This window comes from Citrobacter sp. CK180 (genome assembly GCF_030333655.1).
Taxonomy (GTDB): domain Bacteria; phylum Pseudomonadota; class Gammaproteobacteria; order Enterobacterales; family Enterobacteriaceae; genus Citrobacter_B; species Citrobacter_B koseri.
On record NZ_JAOWFM010000026.1, the window covers coordinates 1 to 26,337 of the forward strand.

Consider the following 26,337-nt stretch of genomic DNA (forward strand, 5'->3'; position numbering starts at 1 on the left):
AAAATCGGCCCAGATCCGCGAAATTTTAATCAGCGAGTCAGCTTGGGAAGAAATGACCTGCTTATTCGCACCTTCCTTAGCAATGTTAATTTTTTATTTTTACCGATGTATCGAAAGGGCTACTCGGTTGGTGAATGATTGCCTGCATAACATTACATTTACTATTCACTAAGGACAAAGGAAATACCGTTTGAAAATAAATACATTTGCGATTTTTATCCCGGCAATATTTATGGTTTCTTCTGCACATGCCGTTGAAGGGGAAACCAGCTCGGTTGTGTTCACCGGCAATATCGTTGAAGCAACCTGTGAACTGTCTTCCGGCTCCCGTAGTAAGGCTGTTGAACTTGGAGACGTAGCCACGACGGCATTTATTGCTGGGGCAGGCAGTACCACTGCACCTAAAGATTTCACCATCGATCTGGAAAATTGTGGGGAAAGCGCGGGGTCGGCTAGCGTAACATTCTCCGGCGATGTTCTGGCTGATGGCGAAGATGAGACTCTGAACACATCTGGTTTTGCCACTACAGGTGTGGGGATTCAGATCCTCGAGAACGGCACTCCACTGAAACTGAATGGTTCCCAGGCATCCAGCGCAAAACCTCTTGATGAGGGTAACAATGTCCTGCCATTCTCCGCCCGTTATATTTCAACGTTGGCAATAACCCAGGCCGGTGAAGCAAATGCGGTTGCAAACTTTACTCTGAATTACGAATAAAAAAATTTCACTTCCCCCTCTCCTGGGAGAGGAGGAGAGAGGGAGGTGAAGGAGTATGATTATGTTCCTGTTGGTACCGAATGTATTTATAACGGCTATCCTGTTGTTCGCAGGTATGATTATGCCAGCATTATCATACGCTGGTGGGATAGTGTTGAATCAGACCCGAATTATTTACCCTCTGAATCAGAAACAGTCCAATATTACGGTTCGCAACACCTCAGAGCTGGAACGATATATGATTCAGTCATGGGTGGAAGATGCTTCCGGTGGGAAAAACCGTGACTTCATCCTGACGCCTCCACTTTTTGTCAGCAACCCAGGGGATGAAAATGCCCTGAGACTGATGTTTCTGGGAGGAACGTTGCCCACTGACAGAGAGTCGCTTTATCGCCTGACAGTAAAAGCCATACCAGCCGTTAATAAAGATGAAGTGAAAGAACGGAATGTACTGATGCTGGCCACAGCAATACGAATAAAATTGTTTGTGCGCCCGGATGGACTACTGCCGCCCGTTGAAAAAGCGCCTTCTGAGCTGAATTTTAGTCGCAATGGTTCAGAGATTACAGTCAGTAATCCGACACCGTATTACATAACAATGGTGAAGATAACAGTAAACGGAAAAGTAGTCTCAAAGAACGTCATGGTTCCTCCTATGGGGCATGAAACATTTCCCTCACCCACACATACCTCGGTACTGACCTATAAGGTCATAAATGATCACGGTGGAATGTCCAATGAATTGACTGGCGAAATAAAATAATTTGCGTACTGGCTGTTGACTTACAGGGCATCGTGTAATGTATTTATTCAGAACGATAGCAATATTTATTCCGGTATCGTTTTTTCTTTTCCTGAAACAAACTGCTGCCGAAATGATTTTCCCAAAGGAGTTGCTGAATATCAGTAATGGTTCCATTGCGGATATATCGAACTTCAGCGCGGACGGGACACAATTGCCTGGAACATATGAGGTTGATATTTATTTGAATGGCTCATTTATCAACCGAAAAACAGTTGAATTTAATTCTTTACCTGCTAATTCCATGTCTGAGGCAGGCGTGAAAGATAAAACAGGACTTTTCCCCTGCCTGACATCAGGGGACTTAGGCATTATCGGAGTCAGAACTGAACTTTTTCCAGATATGAATGGACAGCAAAATAGTAATTGTATATTGCTGGCTAAACAGATCTCTGGTGCATTTTATAAATTTAACTTCGCAGGGATGCGACTCGATATCAGTATCCCGCAATTGTATGTGCGAAACACTTCCAGAGGTTACATAGATCCGGTTTTCTGGGATGACGGTATTAACGCTGCTCTGCTGAACTACAATTTCAGCGGCAGCAACCGTTTTACCCGTTCGGAAAATGACAAAAACTACTTTCTGAGTCTCAACAGTGGACTGAATGTTGGTGCGTGGCGACTGAGAGATTTTCATACGTGGACCTATTACGAAAGTCGGTATGGTCGCCGTCAGCAATGGCAGCGTATAAATTCCTATGTGGAAAGACCACTGGTTTCGATTAAAAGTGCGTTGTTAATCGGGGAAGGTACAACATCAGGCGATATTTTTGATTCTCTTCGCTTCAGAGGGGGGCAACTGACAATAGACGACAATATGTATCCTGACTCGATGAGAGGGTTTGCCCCTGTTGTTCGGGGGATGGCTGACGATAACGCTGACGTTACCATCAGCCAGAATGGTTATGTCATTTATAAAGCCACGGTTCCACCCGGACCGTTTGAGATTAATGATCTGAATCCGATGGCGGCCAGTGGGGATCTCAGTATCACTGTCAGTGAGGCAAATGGAAAAGTGAATGTATTCACCGTTCCGTACACCTCTATGCCCATTTTGCTTCGCAAAGGTCGGATGAAGTATGGTCTGACGCTGGCACGTTTTCGTGGCATGCGTAGCCGGTATGGTGATCCATTGTTTATGCAAGGAACACTGGTGTGGGGCGGCCCGGGAGGTACAACGTTTTATGGTGGTGCACAGTATTCACCGGATTACTTGGCCGTTCAGTCCGGTGCAGGTATTGATATGGGACGGCCGGGGGCGCTTTCCGTCGATATAACACATGCCAACAGCACTCTCGCAAATGGAAAGGATTATCGCGGTCAGTCAGTGCGTTTTTTATATTCACGTATATTTAATGATACAGGCACCCGACTTCGTCTGACGGGATATCGGTACTCGACAAAAGGTTTCCATACTCTGGAAGAAACAGCACTCAGGAAGATGAGAGGACGTCTGTATGACCATGACGAACTGGATCGGTATGGTCGGCCGGTAACGGATACCCACTCTGATTATTACGACCTGACCAACAGCAAACGTGCCCGTTTTGAAGCCAGTATATCCCAGCCAGTATGGCGCTATGGCTCAGTGTGGTTGTCTGGTGTCAGGCAGACTTACTGGAAGAGTAACCAGAGCCGTGATTCTGTTCAGATTGGATACAGCGGCACGGTTGGTTCTGTTAATTATTCAATAAACTACGGGTATACCCGCCAGAAGAATGCTGCTGTGCCTTCCTGGACTGACCGTACGATAGGGCTGTCTCTTTCGCTTCCACTGGGAAGATTACTTTCACCTGACTCCGGGAATAACAACACATATGCTTCGTTTTACGGGAGTCGTGATGGGAAAGGCCGGAACAGCCAGATGGCAGGGCTGAGTGGCACGCTGCTCGAAGAAAACAACCTCAACTGGAGCGTATCACAGAACCTGAGTGGTCAACGGAATGGTTCTGGTAACGCCAGCCTGGCCTATAGGGGGACATACGGTAATACCGGTATAGGATACAGCTACGGAAATGATTTTCAGCAGTTTAGTTATAGCATGTCCGGTGGTGCAATCCTGCATCGCAACGGGCTGACGATCGGACAACCATCCGGTGAAACAGCTGTGCTTATTTCCTCCGGTGGTGTGCAGGGCGTCAGTATTCAGAACGAACCGGGTGTCAGAACAGACTGGAGAGGCTATACCATCAAGCCCTACACTACATCCTACCGCGAAAACCGTGTTTCTGTTGACAGTAAATCACTGGACGATCACACGGATATTGTTGATGCCGGTACAGCCAGAATAATCCCGACAAAGGGGGCAGTGGTTCGTGTTGATTTTAATGTCCGCCGTGGCTATCGCATATTATTTACGCTGACACGTAATGGCAAACCACTTCCTTTTGGTTCTGTTGTCACAGGGGGCAGCACAAGTGGTTTGGTCGGCGATGACGGGCAGGTTTATCTGTCTGGAATGCCTGAAAGTGGTGAAGTTCAGGTGAGCTGGAGTAAAGATGTGAATCAGGCATGTGCGGTCAGCTATCATTTGACTGAAAAGTTACTCGCCTCACCCGTTGCCCGCGTTGACGGAATATGTCGATGAATTAACAGGAAAATTTTGTAATGAAAGTCAGAGGGACGTTTGGTGCGTTCTATATCATCGCGGGTATGATCACCATAATGGATTTATCCGCTGCGGTGGCTGCAACAACCGCGTCAGAGAGTATAAAAATTGTCCGCAGATGGCCTGCATCGACCTGTAAGTTTACGAATGAGGTACAGACGGTGTTGTTTGATGATATCTTCGCGAATTCCTTTAAGCGTAAACCGATACAGGGTCTGAAGTCTTTTTCTGTTGGTATAAATTGCGGCACGAACGTCAGTAAAGTGAATATTGTGCCATCAGGGGACCCGGATGATGTCGATATCAGTGCATTCAAGAATATTGGAGGTGCCAGTAATGTGGCATTACGTCTAATGGACACCAACAGTAATATTCTGTTACCTGATGGTACCTCCCGTGTTTCACTCATTCCTGAGCCCGTAGGCGAGGAAACTAGCTATACTTTTATAGCCGGATATGTGGCGATAAAACCCGAAAGCGTAGGCGCTGGTACATTCACAGCCTGGGTGAACCTGACATTTGATTATGACTGACATATATTCCGGTTTCAGAAAAGTCAACAGCAATGAATATATCTAAATATTTTTATTCGTTAATAATATTGATTCTGACTTCTCTGAAAACGTAAGTTTATTAACGCCAGTTGTTTTTTGTGTGCAAAAGATTATTCGAGAACAGATGAGTGCAATTATGTTACGTATTTCCATCCTGCTAACCTCCATGTTTTCATTCGTGGTTAATGCCAGTATATCGATCCAATGTAGTTATCCTGATTCGATAGCTGCGTTGAAAGTGCATGAACTGATTACATCATTAGAAACGAACCCAAACGAAATAAGAAATTTTTGTATTCAACGTAATGATGATGGCAGATATGTTGAATTACGACTCATCGATATAGCCAGTGGAATATCTTTCGGTAAACATGCATATCCTGCATGCGATATGAATACTGAAACATTTACACCATGGAACCCGAGTCTGGCTGAAATTACGCAAATGTATGATTGGGACACTGTATTGATGTCCCTCGTGGTACGCGCATTTACTTACGATGCCGAGGACAATACGGAATTAAAGCATATAGGTCAAACGATTTTAGAATCACGACAAACTTCAACAGTTGCTATAATCTCTCCCCAGAATCAGAACCTGAAAGAAACGTGGTGGGAATTGACAAGTATCGGAACTGTTGAGGGGGATGGGGACGGACTGATTTCAATAGAAAAAATTGAGGGGGACGATCTTGAGTGGTATTTAAATGACCAGCCTATTGTTAGTGCAGGGGGGAAAAACACAACCGAAGGCGGCGGTGGTGAATTAAAATATGGCTACATATCTAAACCTGGTGTCGATGGCGCGTCTTCGACATATAAACTGACATTAGATTGCCCTTAACTGTATCACCAGTATTCGTTAGTGAATACTGGTTTTGGGGCTGCAACAACAGGAGGGCGAGTTTACGCGACACATATATCCCTATTGCAGTTCACCGTCCATTTTGAGCCCTCCCAAAACGCAAATTGTATGTCTGGTCAAGATACTACAGATAGTTTCTGAACCATTCAGTCTGAATGCAGATTACCTGTCTGAAGTGTTCCCCGCTATAAATGTCGTAATGTCGGGCTTCATTCTCTTCATACAGTTTTTTCTCTTTTGCACCGACAGCATCAAACAATGCCCGTCCCTGTTCGGGAGGATTAACGGTATCTTTACCGGCAATAACAATCAGCGTGGGGCAGCTCACCTGTGCGGCATTCAGTGCGGGTTTGTACTGGAGCGTTTCCTTCACCGTAAGGAATGGTATTTTGATGTCCATCTTCGGATACTGTGCCCGGTTTTCCTCAAAAAAGGCCTTTGACTCTGCATCGTTTAATACACGGGTAACTCCGACAAGCATCTCTTTTCCGGTGTTCTTTTGCTTCTCTGACATTTTGTCGAGGGTTGCAATAAACGCCTCTTTCTCTGCTTCATTCATATGACCGGTGACGATAACCTCGCCATCTGCAAAGGCAAGCTGACTGACAATACACTTGATCCCCGAATCCCGGGCTGCGGCACCAAAGACGTGGCATCCACCAAACGATGTTCCCCAGAGACCGATTCTTTCGCCATCAAGACCGGGTTGTTCCCTTGCCCAGTTAATAACGGAAAGGATATCGGCAATTTGCATTGAGGGAACCAGACGGCCACGTTCACCGTCGCTGTCGCCAAACCCACGATAGTCAAATGTGATCGTGGAAAACCCTGCACGGGTAAAGGCTTCGGCGAACTCAGGTAACAGAATTTCCCTGATGCCACAGAAGCCGTGACATAAAATAATCACTGGATTTTTTGTACTGCCTGAAGGGGAGCGATGTGTCAGAACGATACCGTCAGAAAGCGTGTGTGTTGATATTTCCATACAAATATGCACCTTATTAAGCTAATAATAACGTTGGAAACAAATGTCAGGGAAGTAACTTTTTAATAAAGTAAAAATAATCTGAAATAGATGTACATATAAAGCAGATATTTCCCTGGAAAGTAATTCGACAAAAAAGATACTTTATTTCTCATTATTAATCAATTTGTTATGTTGTAATAAAGTTTTAAGAAAATATCTTTGTACAGTTAAGAATAGGGAATTGGCGGTCGCTTTATTTTAAAGTTTAAACCAGGTTAATTAACATGGCGGTTACGGGATGACATTATATCTCCGCGTGTCAGCAGGCAGTTCCTTCTGTGCATGCAGAGCGGCCAGCTCGGGGGGCAGTCGGTTGTACGGCAAGCATTCTTCGTACGCTTCTGGCCGAGTGATTTTTCTGATTCATTGACAATGCTAAAACGTTACTTCTGGTAGGCAGGGAGCTTGAACTTTCCCGTGCGTACCGTGGATGTATAAATCCTGACGACATCGTTGCGTTTACAGTTTATCACGCCGGTGTTTTCTTCGGAGAACGGCAGTTGGAGTATGTTGAAAGCAATCTGGATAAGGTCAGGGACATGCTGGCGGAGCTGGATGTGGCATAAGATGAATCTTAAATTAAATCTAAGTTAATGAAATTAAAAACAGAAAAAATGGGGGGGTGTTACAAAAGATTGATGGAGGAGGATCTGAAGGTAGATGCGTTCGTGCAGTAAAAATGCGGATAATGATAAATCCAGAGGGTGTTCGTACCATCCTCTGGATTTAAGTCCCGTGTTCAACTGATGCGGTAAACAAGTACCATCATCATGCCGTCTGGGGACTACTGTCTTGCCCGTTAAGGATCTCATCTCTTAACGAACAGGCTCTGAAGAAGTGGTGCCCGGACTCGGAATCGAACCAAGGACACGGGGATTTTCAATCCCCTGCTCTACCGACTGAGCTATCCGGGCAACGGGGCGCATTAAAACCGATTCGCTTCGTTTCGTCAACGAAATTTCTTCAAATCCATGCAGACTGCACAATCTATCACCAGATTGTTGGTATTGCACGCATTTTCAGGCAAAAAACGCGGTCCACGCGGCGGAAAGCGGCATCGCCAGGAGCAGGGCGGGGAGCATATTGACCACCGCAAACATCTTGATTCCGCAAATACGTAGACCGGTCGCCAGCAGCAGTAATCCGCCTACGGCACTAAAATCTGCCATCATCGCCGGGGTGGTGAGCGGTAAAATTAAGGCCGCGCAGGTGGCGAGCAATAGCTGGATAACCAACATAGGGGCGGAAATAACGGCGACGGCGACTCCCAGCGAGCAGGCGAAGATCATAGCTGTGAAGAAATCGAGAAACGATTTTGCGATGAGAATGCTCGGGTCGCCGGTCATGCCTTCATGCATCGCGCCGAAAATACCGGTTCCGCTGGCGCAAAAAAGAACAATAATGGCGACATAGTTCTGAATAAAGGTGTCGTGGACGGCTTTCTTCCCCGGTTTTTTAATCAGTTGCTGCGCTTTCGTCACCGTCGTGTTGATGCCTTTTTCCAGGTAACAAAACTCGCCGATAAGCGCGCCGATGATTGTCGCCAGAACCATCACCGGAAGGTTGGCGCATTTTATGACCAGTAAAATACCGATCCCCAGCGATGCCAGCCCGAAAATAGAGGTCATTGAGACACGAATCCGTTCCGGTAAACGCTGGCTGAGAAGCGCGCCAAGCACGCCTCCAGCTAAAACGGCGCTGGCGTTAATAAAAGGCCCGATTACCACAGTCGCTCCTGCTATTTGTTTTATCTGATTGCATTATTATGCCCTGAATATCACGCATTATGCGCGTTTGTTGGTGGCGCGTATGTCCGGGATTTGATCTTGCGCCCCCAGGGGAAAGGTGCCATGATTGCGCGAATTTTCTCCTGTTTGTACGGGGCAGCCTGGGATGACCATATTACCCTTACATCGCCTTCAACTTCGCCTTTCTGCGCGACGATTGCCCCTTTCTTTGATCTCCCTTCATTCTCTCACCATGCGGTGAGGGCAGCGCACGCTCACTGCGGGACAACAGTAAGATCAGAGGCTGTCTGCTTTTACTGATGTCTGGCGGTCGGAGCTGGTGACCAGTTTGACCCAACATTTCGTGGGGCAGGGTAATGTTACCTTGCCCGGGACTTCTATTCTCCCGAAACGGGTTTTTGCGCTTATGAAATCAATGAATATTGCCGCCAGTGGTGAACTGGTCTCCCGCCTGTCTACCCACCGCCATGTGGTGGCGCTGGACGGCACTGACTTTACTGATGTCGCGGCAGTCGTCATTACCGTTGCGGATAGTCGCAGCGGCATCCTGGCATTGCTTAAACGCACCGGTTTTCAGTTGCCGGTGTTTATTCTCTCTGACGATCATGTTGATGCGCCTGCCGGTGTTGAGGCGGTGATAAGCGGCAACGCGCAGGACTGGCTGGAACTGGAATCGGCCGCCTGCCGTTATGAAGAGAATCTGCTGCCGCCGTTTTATGACACGCTGACCCAGTATGTCGATATGGGTAACAGCACCTTTGCCTGCCCGGGCCATCAGCACGGTGAGTTTTTCAGAAAACACCCGGCCGGTCGGCATTTTTATGACTTCTTCGGCGAAAACCTCTTTCGGGCGGATATGTGCAACGCCGACGTAAAGCTGGGGGATCTGCTCATTCATGAGGGATCGGCCAAGCATGCGCAGAAGTTTGCGGCGAAAGTCTTTCATGCGGATAAAACGTATTTCGTGCTGAATGGCACCTCGGCGGCGAATAAAGTTGTGACCAACGCGCTGCTGACGCGCGGCGATCTGGTGCTGTTCGATCGTAACAACCATAAATCAAACCACCACGGGGCGTTGATTCAGGCGGGCGCCACGCCGGTCTATCTCGAAGCCGCGCGCAACCCGTTTGGTTTTATCGGCGGCATTGATGAGCACTGTTTTGACGAGGCATACCTGCGTGAGCAGATCCGCGAGGTCGCCCCGCAGAAAGCCGATCGGCCGCGCCCGTTTCGTCTGGCCGTCATTCAACTGGGGACGTATGACGGCACGATCTACAACGCCCGTCAGGTCATCGACAAAATCGGCAGTCTGTGTGATTACATCCTGTTTGACTCCGCCTGGGTCGGGTATGAACAATTTATTCCGATGATGGCGGACGGCTCGCCGCTGCTGCTGGAACTGAACGAAAACGATCCGGGAATTTTTGTTACGCAGTCGGTACACAAGCAGCAGGCTGGTTTCTCGCAAACCTCGCAGATTCACAAAAAGGACAACCACATTCGCGGTCAGGCGCGTTTTTGCCCGCACAAGCGCCTGAATAACGCCTTTATGCTGCATGCTTCCACCAGTCCGTTCTACCCGTTGTTTGCTGCGCTGGATGTCAATGCCAAAATCCATGAAGGGGAGAGCGGTCGCCGCCTGTGGGCAGAGTGCGTGGCGCTGGGCATTGAGGCGCGCAAGGCGATACTCGCCCGCTGCAAACTGCTTCAGCCATTCATTCCGCCGCTTGTGGACGGTAAACCGTGGCAGGATCATCCAACGGCACTGATTGCCAGCGATCGACGCTTCTTCAGTTTTGAACCCGGGGCGAAATGGCATGGCTTTGCAGGCTATGCGGAGGATCAGTATTTTGTCGATCCGTGCAAACTGCTGCTGACCACACCGGGCATTGATGCTGAAACCGGGCGCTATACCGACTTTGGTATCCCGGCCACCATTCTGGCGCACTATCTGCGTGAGAACGGCATCGTGCCGGAAAAGTGCGATCTCAACTCGATTTTGTTCCTGCTGACGCCTGCCGAAAGCGAAGCCAAAATGGCGCAACTGGTGGCGATGCTGGCCCAGTTCGAACAACATATCGAAGACGACACGCCGCTGGCGGATGTGCTGCCGACCATCTTTAACAAATATCCGGTACGTTACCGCGACTACACCCTGCGCCAGTTATGCCAGGAGATGCACGATCTGTACGTCAGTTTTGACGTGAAAGATCTGCAAAAAGCGATGTTCCGCAAAGAGAGCCTGCCTGCGGTGGCGATGAATCCGCAGGATGCCAATAGCGCTTTTATTCGCGGCGATGTTGAGTTAGTGCGTATTCGTGACGCTGAAGGGCGTATCGCGGCAGAAGGCGCGCTGCCATATCCACCGGGTGTGCTGTGCGTCGTGCCGGGCGAAGTGTGGGGTGGGGCGGTGCAGCGCTACTTCCTGGCGCTGGAAGAGGGCGTCAATTTGCTACCCGGCTTCTCGCCTGAGTTGCAGGGAGTTTACAGCGAAACTGATGCCGATGGGATTAAACGGCTGTATGGCTATGTGCTAAAATAAGTTCGCGTTATCCGGCCTACGGGGCGACTCCCTTGTAGGCCGGATAAGCATTAGCGCCATCCGGCGTAAAGATTAATGCGCGATAGTCTGCGCGCCTGCCGGAACGCGAACGTGTTTGTATTTAAACAGCGCCACGAACGCAAAGGCCAGAACCAGAGAGTAGCCTGCGAAAATCAGCCACACGGTCTGCCAGTCGGTAATCCCGTTCAGGGTGTAGTGTTCCACCACTTTACCGCTCACGACGCCGCCAAGGATACAACCGAAGCCGTTAGTCATCATCAGGAACATGCCCTGCGCACTGGCGCGGATTTCAGGGCGTACCTCTTTTTCCACAAACACCGAACCGGAGATGTTGAAGAAGTCGAAGGCGCAGCCGTAAACAATCATCGACAGAACCAGCAGCACGGTACCGAACGGCGTTGGGTCGCCATAAGCGAACAGGCCAAAGCGCAGCATCCAGGCCACGATACTGATCAGCATGACGTTCTTAATACCGTAACGGCTTAAGAAGAACGGAATGGTCAGAATGAACAGCGTCTCGGAAATTTGCGAAATCGACATCATGACCGAGGCATGCTGCACGATAAAGCTGCTGGCGAACAGCGGATCTTTATCAAAGCTGTGCAGGAAGGTGTTACCGAACATATTGGTAATTTGCAGCTCGGCGCCCAGCATCATGGAGAAGATAAAGAAAATCGCCATGCGTTTGTTTTTGAACAGCGCGAAAGCATCCAGCCCCAGCATTGAAGTCCAGCTCTGGTTCTTCTGCTGTCTGGCAACCGGAATGTGCGGCAGCGTAAGCGTAAACAGTACCAGAATGACGGAAAGCGCCGCGCCGATGTACAGCTGCATATGGCTCAGTTCAAAGCCAGAGAAGCTTACGCCCCACATCGCCATAATAAAGCCGATGGTGCCCCAGATACGAATAGGCGGGAAGTCGGTGACGATGTCCATCCCTGCGGATTGCAGGCGGTAGTAGGAGATGGTGTTGATCAACCCTAACGTTGGCATATAGGCCAGCGAGTTAAGCAAGATCACAAAGAACATGGCGCCTGGCGTGGTCACTTCGGCAGCCATGAACAATGTTGCAGCGCCAACGACGTGGCAAATGGCGTATACCCATTTCGCACTCAACCACTTGTCGGCCACAATCCCTAACAGCGTGGGCATAAAGACGGCGGCAATCCCCAGCGAGCTATACACAGCACCGATGGATGCACCGTCGAATTTAAGGGTGACAAACATATATGAGCCGAGGGTGGTAAGCCAGCTTCCCCACAGGCAGAACTGCAGAAAGGAGAGGACTTTCAGCTGCAGCTTAAGATTCATGTTAATTTCCTCACACCATATAGCGGATGGATGTTTTAAAAGGCACATTTGCCGTTGCAATATGATGTGATTCTATCAATGAGGAAAGGGTATTTTTTGTTACCTGTGACAAATATTTGCAAACAATTTCTAATTGCAAAGCAAAAGAGTGATGGAGTTAACACTTTTCGGCCTTCCCGCCCCAGTGCGATCGGGGGCGGGAACGGCGAGATTACTTCCTACGGTAGGATTTCTGGGTGGCATTGACCTTATACAGATAGCGACGCGATTCCGCAGAAGGATGCCGCGTGGTTAATGTCTGGTACACATCGCCCGGGGACATACTGTTGATGATGTTTGCCGCTTGAACCTTATCGTTAGAGAAAACGCGCAACACGCTGCCTGCACCGCCGTTATAAGCGGTGATCACCGCGTAACGACGCGATGTCGGATTATCAATGCCGCCTAAATAGACATTGTTGAGCATCGCCAGATAAGCGGTGCCAGTATCAATGTTGCTGGCAGGATCGAACAGGAAACTGCGGTCTGGCGTGCCCGATTTCCCCTGTGAACGGAATACGTCCTTCCCGGCGGTGTGCTGTACCACCTGCATCAGCCCCAGCGCGTCGGAACGGCTGACCGCATACGGGTTGAAAGAGGACTCGGTTTGCATAATTGCCAGAATCAGCGACTCATCGACGCCGTATTTGCGTGCGGCCTGGCGAACCATGCCAACATATTTATGCGCACGTTTATCCAGGTGGTTTGGCACCAGATTGATCGTCACGCTGTAGATGATGCGCAGACCGTTACTGCGACTCTTAAGACGCGTTTTCAGCAGATAGTCAGCGAAGTTGGTTGCGCGTCCCTCCCAGCGAATGGGTTGCCCGGTATTATCGACCACCTGACCATACAGGAACGGCTCTCTGGAGATCTGAATATCATCGACGTCGGAGTAGAGGTCGACCGAGCCGGGATCGTCGCCCATTAACAGCGTCTTGATGATCGCGCGACGCAGGTGCGCGGCGGGCTCTGTTCCGGCAATGGTTTCGACGGTGATCGTACCGTCGTCAAAGTTGATGTGGCTGCGGGTCTGATACTGGTCAGTGTACTTCACGTAGTCCTTCGGACCCGCGATCAACACTTCCTTGAACCCCCACAGATTCTCAATGTTATGGGCAAACTGCCCCATCAGAATATCAAAACCGTTGGTATCCTTGACCCAGGCTTCGTTATAGGTATCGCCTTTTTTGGTCGAACTGGAGCAGGAGATGAGCAACGGCGCAACAAGAGCAAGCGCGAAAAATTTTTTCATCATTCCGGGAGTGCGTGTTGTGTTTGTTGTTGTATCGTTTTGCCGGATGGCGGTGCAAGCACCTTATCCGGCCTACGAGATTGCCAGCAAGAGATGCTTATTTTTTCTCTTCCGGCGTATAGCCTTCAATATGCACGTCTTTCCCTTCAAACAGGAAGTTGATCATCTCCTGCTCCAGCAGTTTGCGGTGCTCGACGTTCATCATGTTGAGTTTCTTTTCGTTGATCAGCATGGTTTGCTTATGCTGCCACTGCGCCCACGCTTCTTTAGAGATCTCGTTGTAGATGCGTTTCCCCAGTTCGCCCGGGTACAGCTGAAAATCCTGGCCTTCCGCTTCACGTTGCAGGAAAGTACAAAAAATGGTTCTGCTCATAAAAAATCCTCTTTATCGACCGGGGTGCTCAAACCGGCGCGCCGGTACGTAACTGCTGTAACAAACGCTCCACGGGGGCCGCCAGTCCGACCGACGGCGGTTGCGCTAAGTTATACCAGAGCGCGTTGCCTTCATCCATGCACTCGGTGAATGAAGACACGGGAAGCCACATAGGCACAATATCTAAGTGGAAATGGCTAAACGTGTGGCGAAAAGCATTAAGTTGACTGAGATTATCGGCCTGAATATGCCGTTGCGCCAGCCACTGACGCAAGCCATCTTCATCTTCAAACTGAGGAAAACAGTATAATCCGCCCCATAAGCCGCTCGGCGGACGCTGCGCCAGAAACACGTCGTCATTATGCTGCAACAGCAAAAAATAGCCTGTACGCTCCGGCAGCGTCTGTTTTGGCTTCTTGCCGGGGTACAGCGACCAGCTCTCGTTCGCGGCGGCAACGCAGCCATTCTGGAGCGGGCACAGCGAACATTTCGGCCTGGAGCGCGTACACACCATAGCGCCTAAATCCATCATCGCCTGGTTAAAACGCGCCACGCCGTTGGCAGGCGTAACCTGCTCGCTCAGATCCCACAGCCGTTTCTCAACCTCTTTTTTCCCCGGCCAGCCGCTGACAGCATAGCAGCGTGCCAGCACGCGTTTAACATTGCCGTCGAGAATCGGAAAATGTTTATCCAAAGAGAGCGAGAGAACCGCGCCGGCGGTGGAGCGGCCTACGCCGGGCAGGGCGGCGACCTCGTCGAACGTTTCCGGGAACCGGCCGCCGTGCAGCGTCGCCACCTGTTGCGCCGCCTTATGCAGATTGCGCGCGCGGGCGTAGTAGCCGAGGCCCGTCCACAAATGCAGAACCTCATCCAGCGGCGCGTTGGCTAAATCCGTCACCGTTGGAAAGTGCGACATAAAACGTTCGAAATAGGGGATAACTGTCGCAACCTGCGTCTGTTGCAACATCACTTCCGAGAGCCATACTTTGTAGGGCGTCTTGTCAATTTGCCAGGGCAGGGTTTTCCGCCCGTATTTATCGTACCAGCCCAAAACCTGAGCCGAAAATTGAGACGCTTGCATGGTCACCGCTTTAAAATTGCTGGGGGCAAGATTGCAGCACAGAGGCAACGAGGTGTAAACCGGAACTTTCCTGTGATCACTCTCTTCCTTTACTTGCATCCGGCAACTAACTTTGGATAATGCCCGTTTTCGGAACTCAATCACAAGCAGACTTAACTTTTATGAAGAACGACGTCATTTCACCGGAATTTGATGAAAACGGCCGCCCGTTGCGCCGAATTCGTAGCTTTGTTCGTCGCCAGGGGCGACTGACGAAAGGGCAGGAACACGCGCTGGAAAACTACTGGCCGGTGATGGGCGTTGAATTCAGCGAAGAACCGGTGGATTTCGCCACGCTGTTTGGCCGCGACGCGCCGGTTACGCTTGAGATTGGTTTTGGTATGGGCGCCTCGCTGGTCGCGATGGCGAAAGCCCGCCCGGAACAAAATTTCCTCGGTATTGAAGTGCATTCGCCTGGCGTTGGCGCATGTCTGGCGTCTGCGCACGAAGAAGGCGTCGGGAACCTGCGTGTGATGTGTCATGACGCGGTTGAAGTGCTGCATAAAATGATTCCTGACAATTCTTTATCGATGGTTCAGCTCTTTTTCCCTGACCCGTGGCATAAAGCGCGTCATAATAAACGCCGTATCGTTCAGGTTCCGTTTGCCGAACTGGTGAAAAGCAAACTGAAGCTGGGCGGTGTGTTCCATATGGCGACCGACTGGGAAGCCTATGCGGAGCATATGCTGGAAGTGATGTCCTCCATCGACGGGTATAAAAACCTGTCAGAGAGTAACGATTATGTACCGCGCCCGGAATCGCGCCCGGTAACCAAATTTGAACAACGTGGTCATCGTCTTGGCCACGGCGTATGGGACTTAATGTTCGAGAGGGTGAAATAATGGCAAAGAACCGTAGTCGTCGTCTGCGTAAAAAAATGCATATCGACGAATTCCAGGAATTAGGGTTTTCGGTTGCATGGCGTTTCCCGGAAGGCACTTCTGAAGAGCAGGTTGATAAAATTGTCGATGACTTTATCAATGACGTTATTGAGCCAAATAAACTGGCGTTTGACGGCAGCGGTTATCTGTCCTGGGAAGGGCTGATCTGCATGCAGGAAATCGGCAAATGCACCGAAGAACATCAGGCGATTGTGCGTAAGTGGCTGGAAGAACACAAACTTGAAGACGTGCGCACCAGCGAACTTTTCGACGTTTGGTGGGACTAATAAAGCATACGGGGCCAGCATTTGCTGGCCCGATTTGTCTTGAGGGAAAGTTATGATGCGCAAAACGCTGCTGGCGGCAGTTCTTTCGTTGACGGCGATGGCCGCACACGCAGATTATCAATGCAGCGTCACTCCGCGTGACGATGTGATTCTTAGCCCGCAAACGGTTCAGGTAAAAGGCGAAAACGGCAACCTGGTGATCGCGCCGGACGGCAATGTGATGTTTAACGGCAAACAGTACACCCTTAGCGCCGCGCAGCGCGAACAGGCGAAAGATTACCAGGCGGAATTGCGCAGCGCGCTGCCGTGGATCGATGAGGGCGCCAGAAGCCGCGTCGAGAAAGGCCGCGTGGCGCTGGATAAAATCATCGCGCAGGAAGTGGGCGAAAGCAGCAATATGCGTGGTCGATTGACCAAACTTGATGCGCAACTGAAAGAGCAGATGAACCGCATCATTGAGCATCGTACTGACGGCCTGACCTTCCACTACAAGGCGATTGATCAGGTGCGCGCCGACGGCCAGCAGCTGGTGAATCAGGCGATGGGCGGCATTTTGCAGGACAGCATTAACGAAATGGGCGCGAAAGCGGTGCTTAAAGGCGGCGGTAATCCGTTGCAGGGCGTGCTGGGTAGCCTCGGTGGTCTGCAAACGTCGATTCAGAACGAATGGAAGAATCAGGAAAAAGACTTCCAGCAGTTCGGCAAAGATGTGTGCAGTCGCGTTGTGACGCTGGAAGACAGCCGCAAAGCGCTGGTGAGCAGCCTGAAATAAAACTCTTGTCTATGGCACAGCGCCTGCTGTGCCGTTTTATGTTGTCATACCCCGCCGTTTTGATATCCATCTCTAAAAACCACAAACGTAAAAAGATATTTATCTGGTTAATTGGAAGACGTCACATTATTCATCTTCGACATTGGGATAATGCGTCAAATTTACGTAACTGGAGAAATAACATGGAGTTTTTCAGGAAAACGGTACTCGCCGCTCTGGTAATGGGTTGCAGCGGCGCGGCGCTGGCTTTGCCGAATGTCACTATTCTGGCGACCGGGGGAACCATTGCCGGTGGCGGTGACTCCGCGACAAAATCAAATTATACGGCGGGTAAAGTTGGCGTCGAAAGCCTGGTGGACGCGGTGCCTCAGTTAAAGGATATCGCAGTTGTAAAAGGTGAGCAGGTCGTCAACATCGGTTCGCAGGATATGAACGATGAAGTCTGGTTAACGCTGGCGAAGAAAATCAACACCGACTGCGATAGCACCGACGGCTTCGTGATCACCCACGGTACTGATACGATGGAAGAGACGGCTTATTTCCTCGACCTGACCGTCAAGTGTAATAAACCGGTAGTGCTGGTCGGGGCGATGCGTCCGTCCACGTCAATGAGCGCAGACGGCCCGTTCAACCTCTATAACGCCGTGGTCACTGCGGCGGATAAAGCGTCCGCGAATCGCGGCGTACTGGTGGTGATGAACGACACTGTGCTGGACGGCCGTGACGTCACCAAGACCAATACCACCGATGTCGCCACCTTCAAGTCTGTGAATTACGGGCCGCTGGGCTACATTCACAACGGTAAAATCGATTATCAGCGTACGCCAGCGCGCAAGCACACCACTTCCACGCCGTTTGACGTTTCTAAGCTGACTGAGCTGCCGAAAGTCGGGATTATTTATAACTACGCGAATGCGTCCGATCTGCCGGCGAAAGCGCTGGTGGATGCGGGTTACGAAGGGATTGTGAGCGCGGGCGTGGGTAACGGCAACCTGTACAAAACGGTTTTCGATACGCTGGCGACTGCTGCGCATAAAGGCACGGTTGTCGTGCGTTCTTCTCGTGTACCGACTGGCGCCACCACGCAGGATGCTGAAGTCGATGACGCGAAATACGGGTTTGTCGCTTCCGGTTCGTTGAACCCGCAAAAAGCGCGCGTGCTGTTGCAACTGGCGCTGACGCAAACCAAAGATCCGCAACAGATCCAGACGATGTTTAATCAGTATTAATCGGTGAAGGTGGCTGCGCTTATCGCCCTAACCCTGTAGGCCTGATCAGCGCAGCGCCATCAGGCAATTTGCCGGATGGCGGCTCAAGGCCTTATCCGGCCTACATCTTCACCCGCCATCACTCCGCCAGAAACAGCTCCAGAAGGGAGTTTAAAAACAGCTTGCCGTGTTGGGTAATCTGCCAGTGCTGCTCGCATTCGGTGAGATACCCCTGGGCGATGGCCTCATCGAGCTGCTCACGAATTACCGCTTCGGCAAGCCCAGTATACTGCGTAAACTCCGCCCGGGGAGCCGCTTCCAGTAACCGAAAACGGTTCATAAAGAACTCAAACGGCTTGTCGGCCTGTTCGACATCACGCTGGCTTTCCAGATAGCGCCCCTGCATATAACCGCGCGGGTGACGCGTTTTGGTGGTGCGCAGGATGCGCCCGTCCGGGAAGGTCACTTTACCGTGCGCGCCGCAGCCAATTCCGAGGTAATCGCCAAAGCGCCAGTAGTTCAGATTGTGCTGACACTGATAACCCGGCCTGGCATACGCGGAGGTTTCGTACTGCTGATAACCCGCCGCCGTCAGCAACTGGTGGCCTTGCTCGAAGATATCCCACAGCGCGTCATCGTCTGGCAATACCGGCGGGCGTGAGCCGAACAGCGTGTTAGGTTCGATAGTCAACTGATACCACGACAGATGCGGCGGATTGAGCGCGATAGCCTGGCGCAGGTCGCCCAGCGCCTCTTCCAGCGTTTGATCCGGCAGGCCGTGCATCAGGTCCAGGTTGAAGCTGCGCAGCCCCAGACTGCTCGCCAGATTCGCTGCCCGCTTCGCCTCTTCCGGGCCGTGAATGCGCCCGAGGCGTTTTAGCTTCGGTTCACTAAAACTCTGCACGCCGATGGAGATACGGTTTACCCCGGCGCGTTGGTAATCAACGAAACGGTCGGCCTCTACCGTCCCCGGATTCGCCTCCATCGTGATTTCTGCATCCGCCGCCAGCGGCAGGCGCGCCCGCACGCCGTCCAGCAGCGTTTGCATTGCCGGGCCTGAGAGCAGGCTCGGCGTACCGCCGCCAATAAAAATGGTCTTTACTTCGCGTCCCTGCGCATATGCCACGTTGGTATCGAGATCGCTCAGCAGGTGCTGAACATAATCATCGTGCGGCACTTCGCCTTTCAGCGCATGCGAGTTGAAATCGCAGTACGGGCATTTCTGCACGCACCACGGGATGTGAATATAAAGACTCAGCGGCGGCAGCTTAACCATTGCGTAAGGCGTCCAGCAGCAGCTTCAGCGCCTGCCCACGGTGGGAGATCGCGCTTTTTTCTTCACGGGTTAACTCAGCTGCCGTTTTCCCTTCCGACGGAACAAAGAAAATAGGGTCATAGCCGAAACCGCCATTGCCCGCCGCTTCGCGGGTAATCATTCCTGGCCAGCTTCCGTGGCACACCAGCGGCGTCGGGTCTTCTGCATGGCGCATGTAGACCAGCACGCAGTGGAAACGCGCCTGGCGCTTCTCATCCGGCACCTCCCGCAGGGTATGCAGCAGTTTTTCCAGGTTACGCTGGTCGGTGGCGTCTTCGCCGGAATAACGGGCGGAGTAAATACCCGGCGCGCCGCCCAGCGCATCAACGGCCAGGCCGGAGTCGTCGGCAATGGCGGGCAGACCGGTAGCTTTTGCGGCATGACGCGCTTTCAGGATCGCATTTTCGATGAACGTCAGACCGGTCTCTTCGACTGAGTCAACGCCCAGTTCGGTTTGCGCGATGACATCAAGCCCAAAATCGCTCAACAGTGAGGCAAGCTCACGCACTTTACCGGCATTGCCGGTAGCGAGGACAACTTTTTGCATAGGATACCTAATCAGTTAACGCCGCGATTTCTGGCGGGATCAGTTGCGGATGAATGATTTTAACCTGTTTGTGGCGGCCCAGTTCGCCCTTTTCAATGACGACCTGGCTTTTCGCCACGCGGAATTGTTTGCCAAGAAACTTCACCAGATGGCTGTTGGCCTGGCCATCAACCGGCGGGGCGGTAATGGCGACTTTCACTTCGTCGCCATGTAAACCCACAATACTGTCACGGCTGGCTTTCGGCTGAATATAGAGCCGTAAAATCAGACCGTCAGCGCAGGGTGTAACGGCACTCATAGCGCCATCCACAGCCCCGGCAGCAGCATATTGCCTGTCGCCTGTAAGACTTCAGCGATGCCCATGTTGATAACATACAGCAGCAGAACCAGGATCATCGGCGAGAAGTCGATGCCGCCCATCGAAGGGAGCAGACGACGAATCGGGCGCAGCAAAGGGTCCGCCAGTTGAAGCAGAACGTATTCAATCGGGCTGCGGCCCTGGCTCACCCAGCTCATGATCGCCATCACCAGCAGTACCCAGAAAATCAGCAGGCCGATGGTTTTCAGGACGATAAGTATGGCGGCGATCCAGATAATCGGCTGGAACGTCACGACCATGAAAAGCACTATCGCTTTGATAAAGCTAAGAATAAATGCCAACAGCATGGAGGCGCTATCAATCGGCCCCATTGGCGGAATAATACGACGCAGCGGCCCGATAATGGGTTGAGTCGCTTTCACCACAAACTGTGAGAAAGGGTTGTAAAAATCACAGCGAGCCCACTGCATCCATACGCGCAACAATAGCACCATGGTATACAGTTCAATTACCGTTGAGAGCAGGAAGGTCAACGTCTTCATGGCGTTCCTCAGTTTTCCTTAATTTTTTGTGTAATCACGCGCACCAAAAATAGCGGTGCCGATGCGCACCATCGTGCTACCTGCCGCAATTGCGGCGTCCATATCATCCGACATACCCAGAGAAAGGGTATCAACGCCAGGATAGCGCGTTTTCAGCCCGGCAAATGCTACAGCCATTTGGCGTGCAACTTCAAACTGCCTTACATAATCTGACTCAGGGGCGGGGATCGCCATCAGTCCGCGCAGCCTGATACCGGGAAGCTCAACCACGCTTGCCGCCAGAGCGTCCAGTTCCGTAAGCGGAATCCCGGACTTGCTGTTCTCATCGCTGATATTAATTTGAATCAGCACGTTCAGCGGCGGCAGACCTGCCGGGCGCTGTTCGCTCAGACGGGCGGCGATACGCAGACGATCGATCGTATGGCACCAGTCAAAATGCTCTGCCACCAGACGACTTTTGTTGGACTGCAAGGGGCCAATAAAGTGCCATTGCAGCCCTTCGACGCCGCTTTCTTTGAAGTGGCGAATTTTCTCTACCCCTTCCTGAACATAGTTTTCGCCAAACGCCCGCTGCCCGACCGCGATGGCTTCTGCGATGGCGCTCGCAGGCTTGGTTTTACTCACTGCAAGCAGCGTAACTTCTTCTGAAGACCGCCCGCAACGCGTCGCGGCGGCTGAGATTTTGTCCCGGACATGTGCCAGGTTATGCGCGATATCGTTCATTTTCCGAGGATGTACGTATGGATATGGAAGAAATAGTGGCCCTTAGTGTAAAGCATAACGTCTCGGATCTACACCTGTGCAACGCATGGCCTGCGCGCTGGCGTAAACGGGGAAAAGTGGAAATAGCCCCGTTTAGCAGCCCGAATGTCGAGGTTTTGCTGTCACAATGGCTTAACGACGCGCAGCGCCGGGCGTGGCAGGCGGATGGTCAGCTCGATTTTGCGGTGTCGCTGCCGGGCGAACTGCGGTTACGCGCCAGCGCTTTTCATCACGAGCAGGGCGCATCGCTGGCGCTGCGGTTGCTGCCCACTACGTGCCCGCAACTGGACGCGCTCCAGACGCCTGCCGCGCTACCCGCGCTCCTTGGCGGCGAGAACGGACTGATTCTGGTGACCGGGGCGACGGGAAGCGGGAAATCCACCACGCTGGCGGCAATGGTGGAATACCTCAACCAGCATCTCGATGGTCATATTCTGACGCTGGAAGATCCTATTGAGTACCGCCATACCAGCCAGCGCTGCCTGATTCAGCAGAGGGAGGTTGGCGTACACTGCCGCTCCTTTGCCGCCGGGTTACGCGCTGCACTGCGTGAAGACCCGGATGTGATTTTATTAGGCGAACTGCGCGACAGTGAGACCATTCGCCTGGCGCTGACGGCGGCGGAAACGGGGCATCTGGTTCTGGCGACGCTACATACGCGCGGCGCGGCACAGGCGGTAGAGCGGCTGGTTGACTCCTTTCCGGCGCAGGAGAAAGATCCGGTACGCAGTCAACTTGCGGGCAGCCTGCGCGCCGTGTTGTCGCAGAAGCTGGAAACCGACAGGCAGGACGGACGCGTGGCGTTATTCGAACTGCTCATCAACACGCCAGCGGTTGGCAATCTTATTCGGGAGGGGAAAATCCACCAGTTGCCCGGCGTTATTCAGACCAGCCAACAGGCGGGGATGCAGACGTTTGCCCAGAGTCAGCAACAGCGGCAGGCGCAGGGCAGGCTTTAGCGAACGGTTGTGCCGGATGGCGGCCGATGGCCTTATCCGGCCTACAAGCGTGCCCGTAGGCCTGATAAGCGAAGCGCCATCAGGCAATTCGCTTCAATAACCCTGCTCGAAATAGCTTTCGAGGATGATGACGGCCGAGGCAGAATCCACTTTGCCTTTGTTGAGTGCGCGATAACCGCCCTGTTCAAACAGGCCAGAGCGCGCTTCTACGGTGCTGAGGCGTTCGTCATGCAGCGTAACCGGTACGCCAAAACGGCCATGAATGCGGTTGGCGAACTTGCGGGCGCGAGCGGTGAGGGGCTGCTCTGTGCCATCCATATTGAGCGGTAGCCCGACAATAATTTCATCCGGCTGCCACTCTTTCAGCAAACGCTCGATAATGTTCCAGTCTGGCGTTCCGTCCTGCGCTTTTATCGCTGGCAGTGCACGGGCGGTGCCGGTGATGCGCTGTCCTATCGCTACGCCGATACTTTTGGTGCCGAAATCAAATGCGAGTAAGGTTCCGCTCATCAGGCATGCCCCGCCACGCCAGGCATGGTCAGAATATCAATTCCGATTAATTTGGCCGCGTCGCGCCAGCGGTCGGCAATCGGCGTTTTGAACAGAATATTGAGATCGGCAGGGGCCGTGAGCCAGGCATTATCCATCAGCTCTTGCTCCAGTTGACCTTTATCCCATGATGAATAACCCAGCGCCACCAGCACCTCAGAGGGTTGCTCCGGTGTGCCTAACGTCTCCAGCACGTCGCGGGATGTGGTGATCACCGTATTGTCAGAAATGCGAATACTGGACGAAAAGCGGGAGGGCGGAGTATGTAAAATAAATCCCCGATCTTCCGCCAGCGGCCCGCCGAGCATTACGGCTTTATCCAGACGAATCGCCGGATCGCGCGGTTCAGGCGTAATCTTCAGTTTTTCCAGAATCCCTTCAATCTGTAGATTTTCCAGAGGCTTATTAATGATAATCCCCATTGCGCCATCTTCATTGTGTTCGCAAATGTACACCACGGAGCGGCGGAAAATTGGGTCCTGGAGAGCAGGCATGGCAATAAGAAAGTGATGCTGTAAATTCATTGTCAGAGGTTCTGTATCCGGGTTCAAAAAAGCAACAGCGTCCAGTATGTGGGGAAAGCGCGAAGATGTCACCCTCTGAAAATAGCTTTGCCGGATGGCAGTTTCGTCTTATCCGGCCTGTGGGGTGAAATTCCAGGCCGGATAAGACGCGAAGGCGTCGTCATCCGGCAACTAATTTACTTCTGCAAACGCGCCTCAATGGCATCCATCAGCATTCCGGTAATCGAAACCGGGAACTCCGCTTCAATTTCACGAATACAGGTGGGGCTGGTGACGTTAATTTCCGTCAGACGATCGCCGATGATATCCAGACCCACAAAAATCAGCCCTTTCGCTTTCAGGGTTGGGCCAATGCGGCGGGCGATTTCCCAGTCGCTGTCGGTAAGCGGGCGTGGTTCGCCGCGACCACCGGCCGCCAGGTTGCCACGGGTCTCGCCGCCCTGCGGAATCCGCGCCAGGCAGTACGGAACGGGTTCGCCGTCAACAACCAGCACGCGTTTGTCGCCGTCTTTAATGGCAGGCAGGTAGTTCTGCGCCATGCAATAGCGGGTGCCATGCTCGGTCAGCGTTTCGGCGATCACGCCGAGGTTGGGGTCGCCTTCCTTCACGCGGAAGATAGACGCGCCGCCCATGCCGTCCAGCGGCTTGAGAATGATGTCGCTGTGCTTCTGCCAGAAGGCTTTCAGCTGCGCTTTGTTGCGCGTGACCAGCGTTTCCGGCGTCAGGTCGGAGAACCAGGCGGTGAACAGTTTTTCGTTGCAGTCGCGCAGGCTCTGGGGCTTATTGACGATCAGCGTGCCTTTCTCTTCCGCGCGCTCCAGAATATAAGTGGCGTAGATAAATTCGGTATCGAACGGCGGATCTTTACGCATCAGGATGACGTCCAGATCGGCCAGCGGCAGATCCTGCTCGTCGTTGAACGTATACCAGTTGTCATAGTTCTGCTCTACGCTCAGGGTACGCGCGCGGGCGCGAGCCTCACCGTTGATCAAATACAGATCGGCCATCTCCATGTAATGAAGTTCGTAGCCACGACGTTGTGCTTCCAGCAGCATAGCGAAGCTGGAATCTTTCTTGATGTTGATGCTTGCGATGGGGTCCATCACGATGCCGAGCTTGATCATTGTTCTTCTCCGTTAGCCCAGATCGCCAAAACGCACCTGTAGCGCGGTAATGGCGGTGAGCGCAGTTGTCTCAGTACGCAGAACGCGAGGTCCTAACAGGATATCAGTAAACTGGTAGCGGGCGGTCATGGCGATTTCATCTGCCGACAAACCGCCTTCCGGGCCAATCAACAGGCGTACGCGCTCCACGGGGAGCGGCAGGGTGTTGATACTGGCGCTGGCGCGCGGGTGAAGGTTCAGTTTCAGCCCCTCGTCCTGCTCGGCGCACCAGGCTTCCAGATCCATTGCCGGGCGAATTTCCGGCACCCGGTTACGACCGCACTGTTCGCAGGCGGCAATAGCGATTTTTTGCCACTGCTGGCGCTTCTTGTTCAGACGTTCGCTGTCCAGTTTAACGCCGCAGCGCTCAGAAAAAAGTGGCGTAATGAGGCTTACACCCAGTTCGATCGATTTCTGGATAGTGAATTCCATTTTTTCGCCGCGCGACATCACCTGGCCGAGGTGAATATGCAGCGGGGATTCACGATCGTCGAGGGTGCCGCTGAGCACTTTTACATCGACGCTTTTTTTGCTGGCGTTGGTTATCTCGGCGTCAAACACCTGATTGCTGCCGTCAAACAACTGGAGCGCCTGGCCTGGCCCCATACGCAGCACGCGTCCGATATGGTTGGCGGCGTCTTCACACAGGGAGAACTGGCTGCCGGATGTGATGGGTTCAGGGTGATAAATGCGGGGAATGCGCATAATAGAAAAATCCGCGTCATCTCCCCACGCCATCTGATTGCGTGGGGCAGGGTTAAAAATATTCCCGCTAGTGTAGGTTAGCTCTTTTGCGCCTGGCAAGCGCGTTGCACGTATGGATTGTGGTTCCCTTGTACCCTGGCGATGCGTTCGTCGCGCTCGCACTCCCAGTCCGTGACCGGATACAGCTTGTTCCAGGCGTTGAAAAGCTGCGTTTGCTGACGGGAGAGCGTCAGATTGTACTGATCGCGCATATAAAAGTAGGTACGGGCGATCGCACCACGGGCGCGAGCAGGCGGTTCGGCGATTTTTTCCTTGAAATTGACCTTCATGGCGCACTGGCCGTACTGACCTTCGCCGCCATTCCACTGGCTGTACATGAAGTTGCCGCGATCGCCATTCACCTCGCCGACGGCGGGTTGCAGATTGTGCATGTCGCTCTCCATCTTGCGGTAGACAGGATCTTTCGCACAGTTTTTTCGCCCGCCGTCCTGCCAGCACTGACGCTGGTGGCCGAACTGCCAGGCGGGTACGACGTGTTCCCATTCAATGCGGCTGGCGCGGTTTTCATTTTTTCGGACTTTATAGCCGCAGGAGGCGAGATCCACGACGCCTTTTTTACCCTGCCAGTTAATTTTACACCCGCAGTAGAAATCGCCGGGAACATCGGCATTGACTTTTACCCCGGCGGTTTTGGCCTGAGAAAAACTGTTGATGCCTGTAGCCAGCACCTGCCCTGAGAGCATCATCGCCAACAACGCTGCGGCAAAAGAGAAATTACGGTACATCACGAACTCCGTGTCAAAACGAGCCCGCAACGTAGC

At 52.2% G+C, this 26,337-nt stretch carries 27 protein-coding genes and 1 tRNA gene; 11 read left to right on the top strand and 17 right to left on the bottom strand.

Features of this window, described 5'->3' with window-relative positions:
• The first annotated feature begins 190 nt into the window (after window positions 1–190).
• The 5 genes from OGV50_RS01500 (at window position 191) to OGV50_RS01520 (ending at window position 5,529) form a co-directional block, all read left to right on the top strand.
• On the top strand, window positions 191–718 hold the full coding sequence (locus OGV50_RS01500) for a fimbrial protein (RefSeq protein ID WP_012135104.1): 528 nt from the start codon (window positions 191–193) through the stop codon (window positions 716–718).
• Between the two features lie 61 nt (window positions 719–779).
• Window positions 780–1,481: a fimbria/pilus periplasmic chaperone gene (locus OGV50_RS01505; protein ID WP_161800003.1), complete on the top strand. Its 702-nt coding sequence runs from the start codon at window positions 780–782 to the stop codon at window positions 1,479–1,481.
• Window positions 1,482–1,518: 37 nt separating this feature from the next.
• Entirely contained in the window at window positions 1,519–4,110 is a 2,592-nt protein-coding gene (locus OGV50_RS01510; RefSeq protein ID WP_286488249.1) for a fimbria/pilus outer membrane usher protein, read from the top strand.
• Between the two features lie 20 nt (window positions 4,111–4,130).
• Window positions 4,131–4,664, top strand: a complete 534-nt coding sequence (locus OGV50_RS01515) for a fimbrial protein (protein WP_049007949.1) — start codon at window positions 4,131–4,133, stop codon at window positions 4,662–4,664.
• A gap of 157 nt (window positions 4,665–4,821) precedes the next feature.
• Window positions 4,822–5,529: a hypothetical protein gene (locus OGV50_RS01520; RefSeq protein WP_152692413.1), complete on the top strand. Its 708-nt coding sequence runs from the start codon at window positions 4,822–4,824 to the stop codon at window positions 5,527–5,529.
• 145 nt (window positions 5,530–5,674) lie between these two features.
• Here OGV50_RS01520 and uilS read toward each other — a convergent pair whose 3' ends face one another.
• The 3 genes from uilS to OGV50_RS01535 form a co-directional block, all read right to left on the bottom strand.
• Entirely contained in the window at window positions 5,675–6,535 is an 861-nt protein-coding gene (gene uilS, locus OGV50_RS01525; RefSeq protein WP_286488250.1) for a UilS family quorum-quenching N-acyl-homoserine lactonase, read from the bottom strand.
• Window positions 6,536–7,415: 880 nt separating this feature from the next.
• Window positions 7,416–7,491, bottom strand: a tRNA-Phe gene (locus OGV50_RS01530).
• Between the two features lie 105 nt (window positions 7,492–7,596).
• Window positions 7,597–8,304, bottom strand: coding sequence for a DUF554 domain-containing protein (locus OGV50_RS01535; RefSeq protein ID WP_286488251.1), 708 nt, complete (start codon window positions 8,302–8,304; stop codon window positions 7,597–7,599).
• A gap of 427 nt (window positions 8,305–8,731) precedes the next feature.
• Here OGV50_RS01535 and OGV50_RS01540 point away from each other — a divergent pair, with 427 nt between their 5' ends.
• Window positions 8,732–10,867, top strand: a complete 2,136-nt coding sequence (locus tag OGV50_RS01540; protein WP_286488252.1) for an ornithine decarboxylase — start codon at window positions 8,732–8,734, stop codon at window positions 10,865–10,867.
• 72 nt (window positions 10,868–10,939) lie between these two features.
• Here OGV50_RS01540 and OGV50_RS01545 read toward each other — a convergent pair whose 3' ends face one another.
• The 4 genes from OGV50_RS01545 to mutY form a co-directional block, all read right to left on the bottom strand.
• The gene (locus OGV50_RS01545) at window positions 10,940–12,196 is read right to left on the bottom strand and encodes a nucleoside permease (protein WP_049010794.1); all 1,257 of its coding nucleotides are present in this window, start codon (window positions 12,194–12,196) and stop codon (window positions 10,940–10,942) included.
• 211 nt (window positions 12,197–12,407) lie between these two features.
• A complete protein-coding gene (gene mltC, locus OGV50_RS01550; RefSeq protein WP_110493834.1) occupies window positions 12,408–13,490 on the bottom strand; it encodes a membrane-bound lytic murein transglycosylase MltC in 1,083 nt (360 codons plus the stop codon).
• A gap of 97 nt (window positions 13,491–13,587) precedes the next feature.
• Window positions 13,588–13,863: an oxidative damage protection protein gene (locus OGV50_RS01555; protein ID WP_012135077.1), complete on the bottom strand. Its 276-nt coding sequence runs from the start codon at window positions 13,861–13,863 to the stop codon at window positions 13,588–13,590.
• A 28-nt stretch (window positions 13,864–13,891) separates the two neighbouring features.
• The gene (gene mutY, locus OGV50_RS01560; RefSeq protein WP_071257998.1) at window positions 13,892–14,944 is read right to left on the bottom strand and encodes an A/G-specific adenine glycosylase; all 1,053 of its coding nucleotides are present in this window, start codon (window positions 14,942–14,944) and stop codon (window positions 13,892–13,894) included.
• Window positions 14,945–15,105: 161 nt separating this feature from the next.
• On the opposite strand from mutY, the gene trmB reads away from it, so the two are divergent.
• From trmB to ansB, 4 genes are all read left to right on the top strand, one after another.
• The gene (gene trmB, locus OGV50_RS01565) at window positions 15,106–15,825 is read left to right on the top strand and encodes a tRNA (guanosine(46)-N7)-methyltransferase TrmB (protein WP_024130937.1); all 720 of its coding nucleotides are present in this window, start codon (window positions 15,106–15,108) and stop codon (window positions 15,823–15,825) included.
• The gene (locus tag OGV50_RS01570; protein WP_012135074.1) at window positions 15,825–16,151 is read left to right on the top strand and encodes a YggL family protein; all 327 of its coding nucleotides are present in this window, start codon (window positions 15,825–15,827) and stop codon (window positions 16,149–16,151) included. The genes trmB and OGV50_RS01570 overlap by 1 nt, the downstream gene beginning before the upstream one ends.
• 52 nt (window positions 16,152–16,203) lie before the next feature.
• A complete protein-coding gene (locus OGV50_RS01575) occupies window positions 16,204–16,923 on the top strand; it encodes a YggN family protein (RefSeq protein ID WP_012135073.1) in 720 nt (239 codons plus the stop codon).
• Window positions 16,924–17,105: 182 nt separating this feature from the next.
• Window positions 17,106–18,152, top strand: a complete 1,047-nt coding sequence (gene ansB, locus OGV50_RS01580) for an L-asparaginase 2 (RefSeq protein ID WP_200092686.1) — start codon at window positions 17,106–17,108, stop codon at window positions 18,150–18,152.
• A gap of 118 nt (window positions 18,153–18,270) precedes the next feature.
• On the opposite strand, the gene hemW is transcribed toward ansB, so the two are convergent.
• From hemW to OGV50_RS01605, 5 genes are read right to left on the bottom strand one after another with little or no spacing between them, the layout of a single operon-like run.
• Window positions 18,271–19,407, bottom strand: a complete 1,137-nt coding sequence (hemW, locus tag OGV50_RS01585; protein ID WP_060815921.1) for a radical SAM family heme chaperone HemW — start codon at window positions 19,405–19,407, stop codon at window positions 18,271–18,273.
• Complete coding sequence (locus OGV50_RS01590) at window positions 19,400–19,993, bottom strand: XTP/dITP diphosphatase (protein WP_286488253.1); 594 nt, start codon at window positions 19,991–19,993, stop codon at window positions 19,400–19,402. The genes hemW and OGV50_RS01590 overlap by 8 nt, the downstream gene beginning before the upstream one ends.
• Window positions 19,994–20,000: 7 nt before the next feature.
• Window positions 20,001–20,291 carry a DUF167 family protein YggU gene (gene yggU / locus OGV50_RS01595; protein ID WP_200092687.1) on the bottom strand — a complete coding sequence of 97 codons (291 nt, stop codon included), beginning with the start codon at window positions 20,289–20,291 and terminating at the stop codon, window positions 20,001–20,003.
• On the bottom strand, window positions 20,288–20,854 hold the full coding sequence (locus OGV50_RS01600; protein WP_012135068.1) for a YggT family protein: 567 nt from the start codon (window positions 20,852–20,854) through the stop codon (window positions 20,288–20,290). Before OGV50_RS01600 ends, yggU begins: the two co-directional genes overlap by 4 nt.
• 18 nt (window positions 20,855–20,872) lie before the next feature.
• Window positions 20,873–21,577: a YggS family pyridoxal phosphate-dependent enzyme gene (locus tag OGV50_RS01605; protein WP_049010785.1), complete on the bottom strand. Its 705-nt coding sequence runs from the start codon at window positions 21,575–21,577 to the stop codon at window positions 20,873–20,875.
• 17 nt (window positions 21,578–21,594) lie between these two features.
• Between OGV50_RS01605 and OGV50_RS01610 the strand changes: the two genes are divergently transcribed.
• Window positions 21,595–22,575, top strand: a complete 981-nt coding sequence (locus OGV50_RS01610) for a type IV pilus twitching motility protein PilT (protein WP_110493835.1) — start codon at window positions 21,595–21,597, stop codon at window positions 22,573–22,575.
• Between the two features lie 93 nt (window positions 22,576–22,668).
• Here the strand turns inward: OGV50_RS01610 and ruvX are convergent, their stop codons facing one another.
• The 5 genes from ruvX to endA all read right to left on the bottom strand — a co-directional run bounded on the left by ruvX (window position 22,669) and on the right by endA (window position 26,301).
• On the bottom strand, window positions 22,669–23,085 hold the full coding sequence (gene ruvX / locus OGV50_RS01615; RefSeq protein WP_071257864.1) for a Holliday junction resolvase RuvX: 417 nt from the start codon (window positions 23,083–23,085) through the stop codon (window positions 22,669–22,671).
• Window positions 23,085–23,648 (bottom strand): YqgE/AlgH family protein, encoded by a 564-nt coding sequence (locus OGV50_RS01620; protein ID WP_012135063.1) that lies wholly within the window; start codon window positions 23,646–23,648, stop codon window positions 23,085–23,087. The genes ruvX and OGV50_RS01620 overlap by 1 nt, the downstream gene beginning before the upstream one ends.
• Window positions 23,649–23,824: 176 nt before the next feature.
• Window positions 23,825–24,772 carry a glutathione synthase gene (gshB, locus tag OGV50_RS01625; protein ID WP_200092688.1) on the bottom strand — a complete coding sequence of 316 codons (948 nt, stop codon included), beginning with the start codon at window positions 24,770–24,772 and terminating at the stop codon, window positions 23,825–23,827.
• 12 nt (window positions 24,773–24,784) lie between these two features.
• Window positions 24,785–25,516: a 16S rRNA (uracil(1498)-N(3))-methyltransferase gene (rsmE, locus tag OGV50_RS01630; protein WP_049010798.1), complete on the bottom strand. Its 732-nt coding sequence runs from the start codon at window positions 25,514–25,516 to the stop codon at window positions 24,785–24,787.
• A gap of 77 nt (window positions 25,517–25,593) precedes the next feature.
• The gene (endA, locus tag OGV50_RS01635; RefSeq protein WP_012135060.1) at window positions 25,594–26,301 is read right to left on the bottom strand and encodes a deoxyribonuclease I; all 708 of its coding nucleotides are present in this window, start codon (window positions 26,299–26,301) and stop codon (window positions 25,594–25,596) included.
• Window positions 26,302–26,337: the final 36 nt, after the last annotated feature.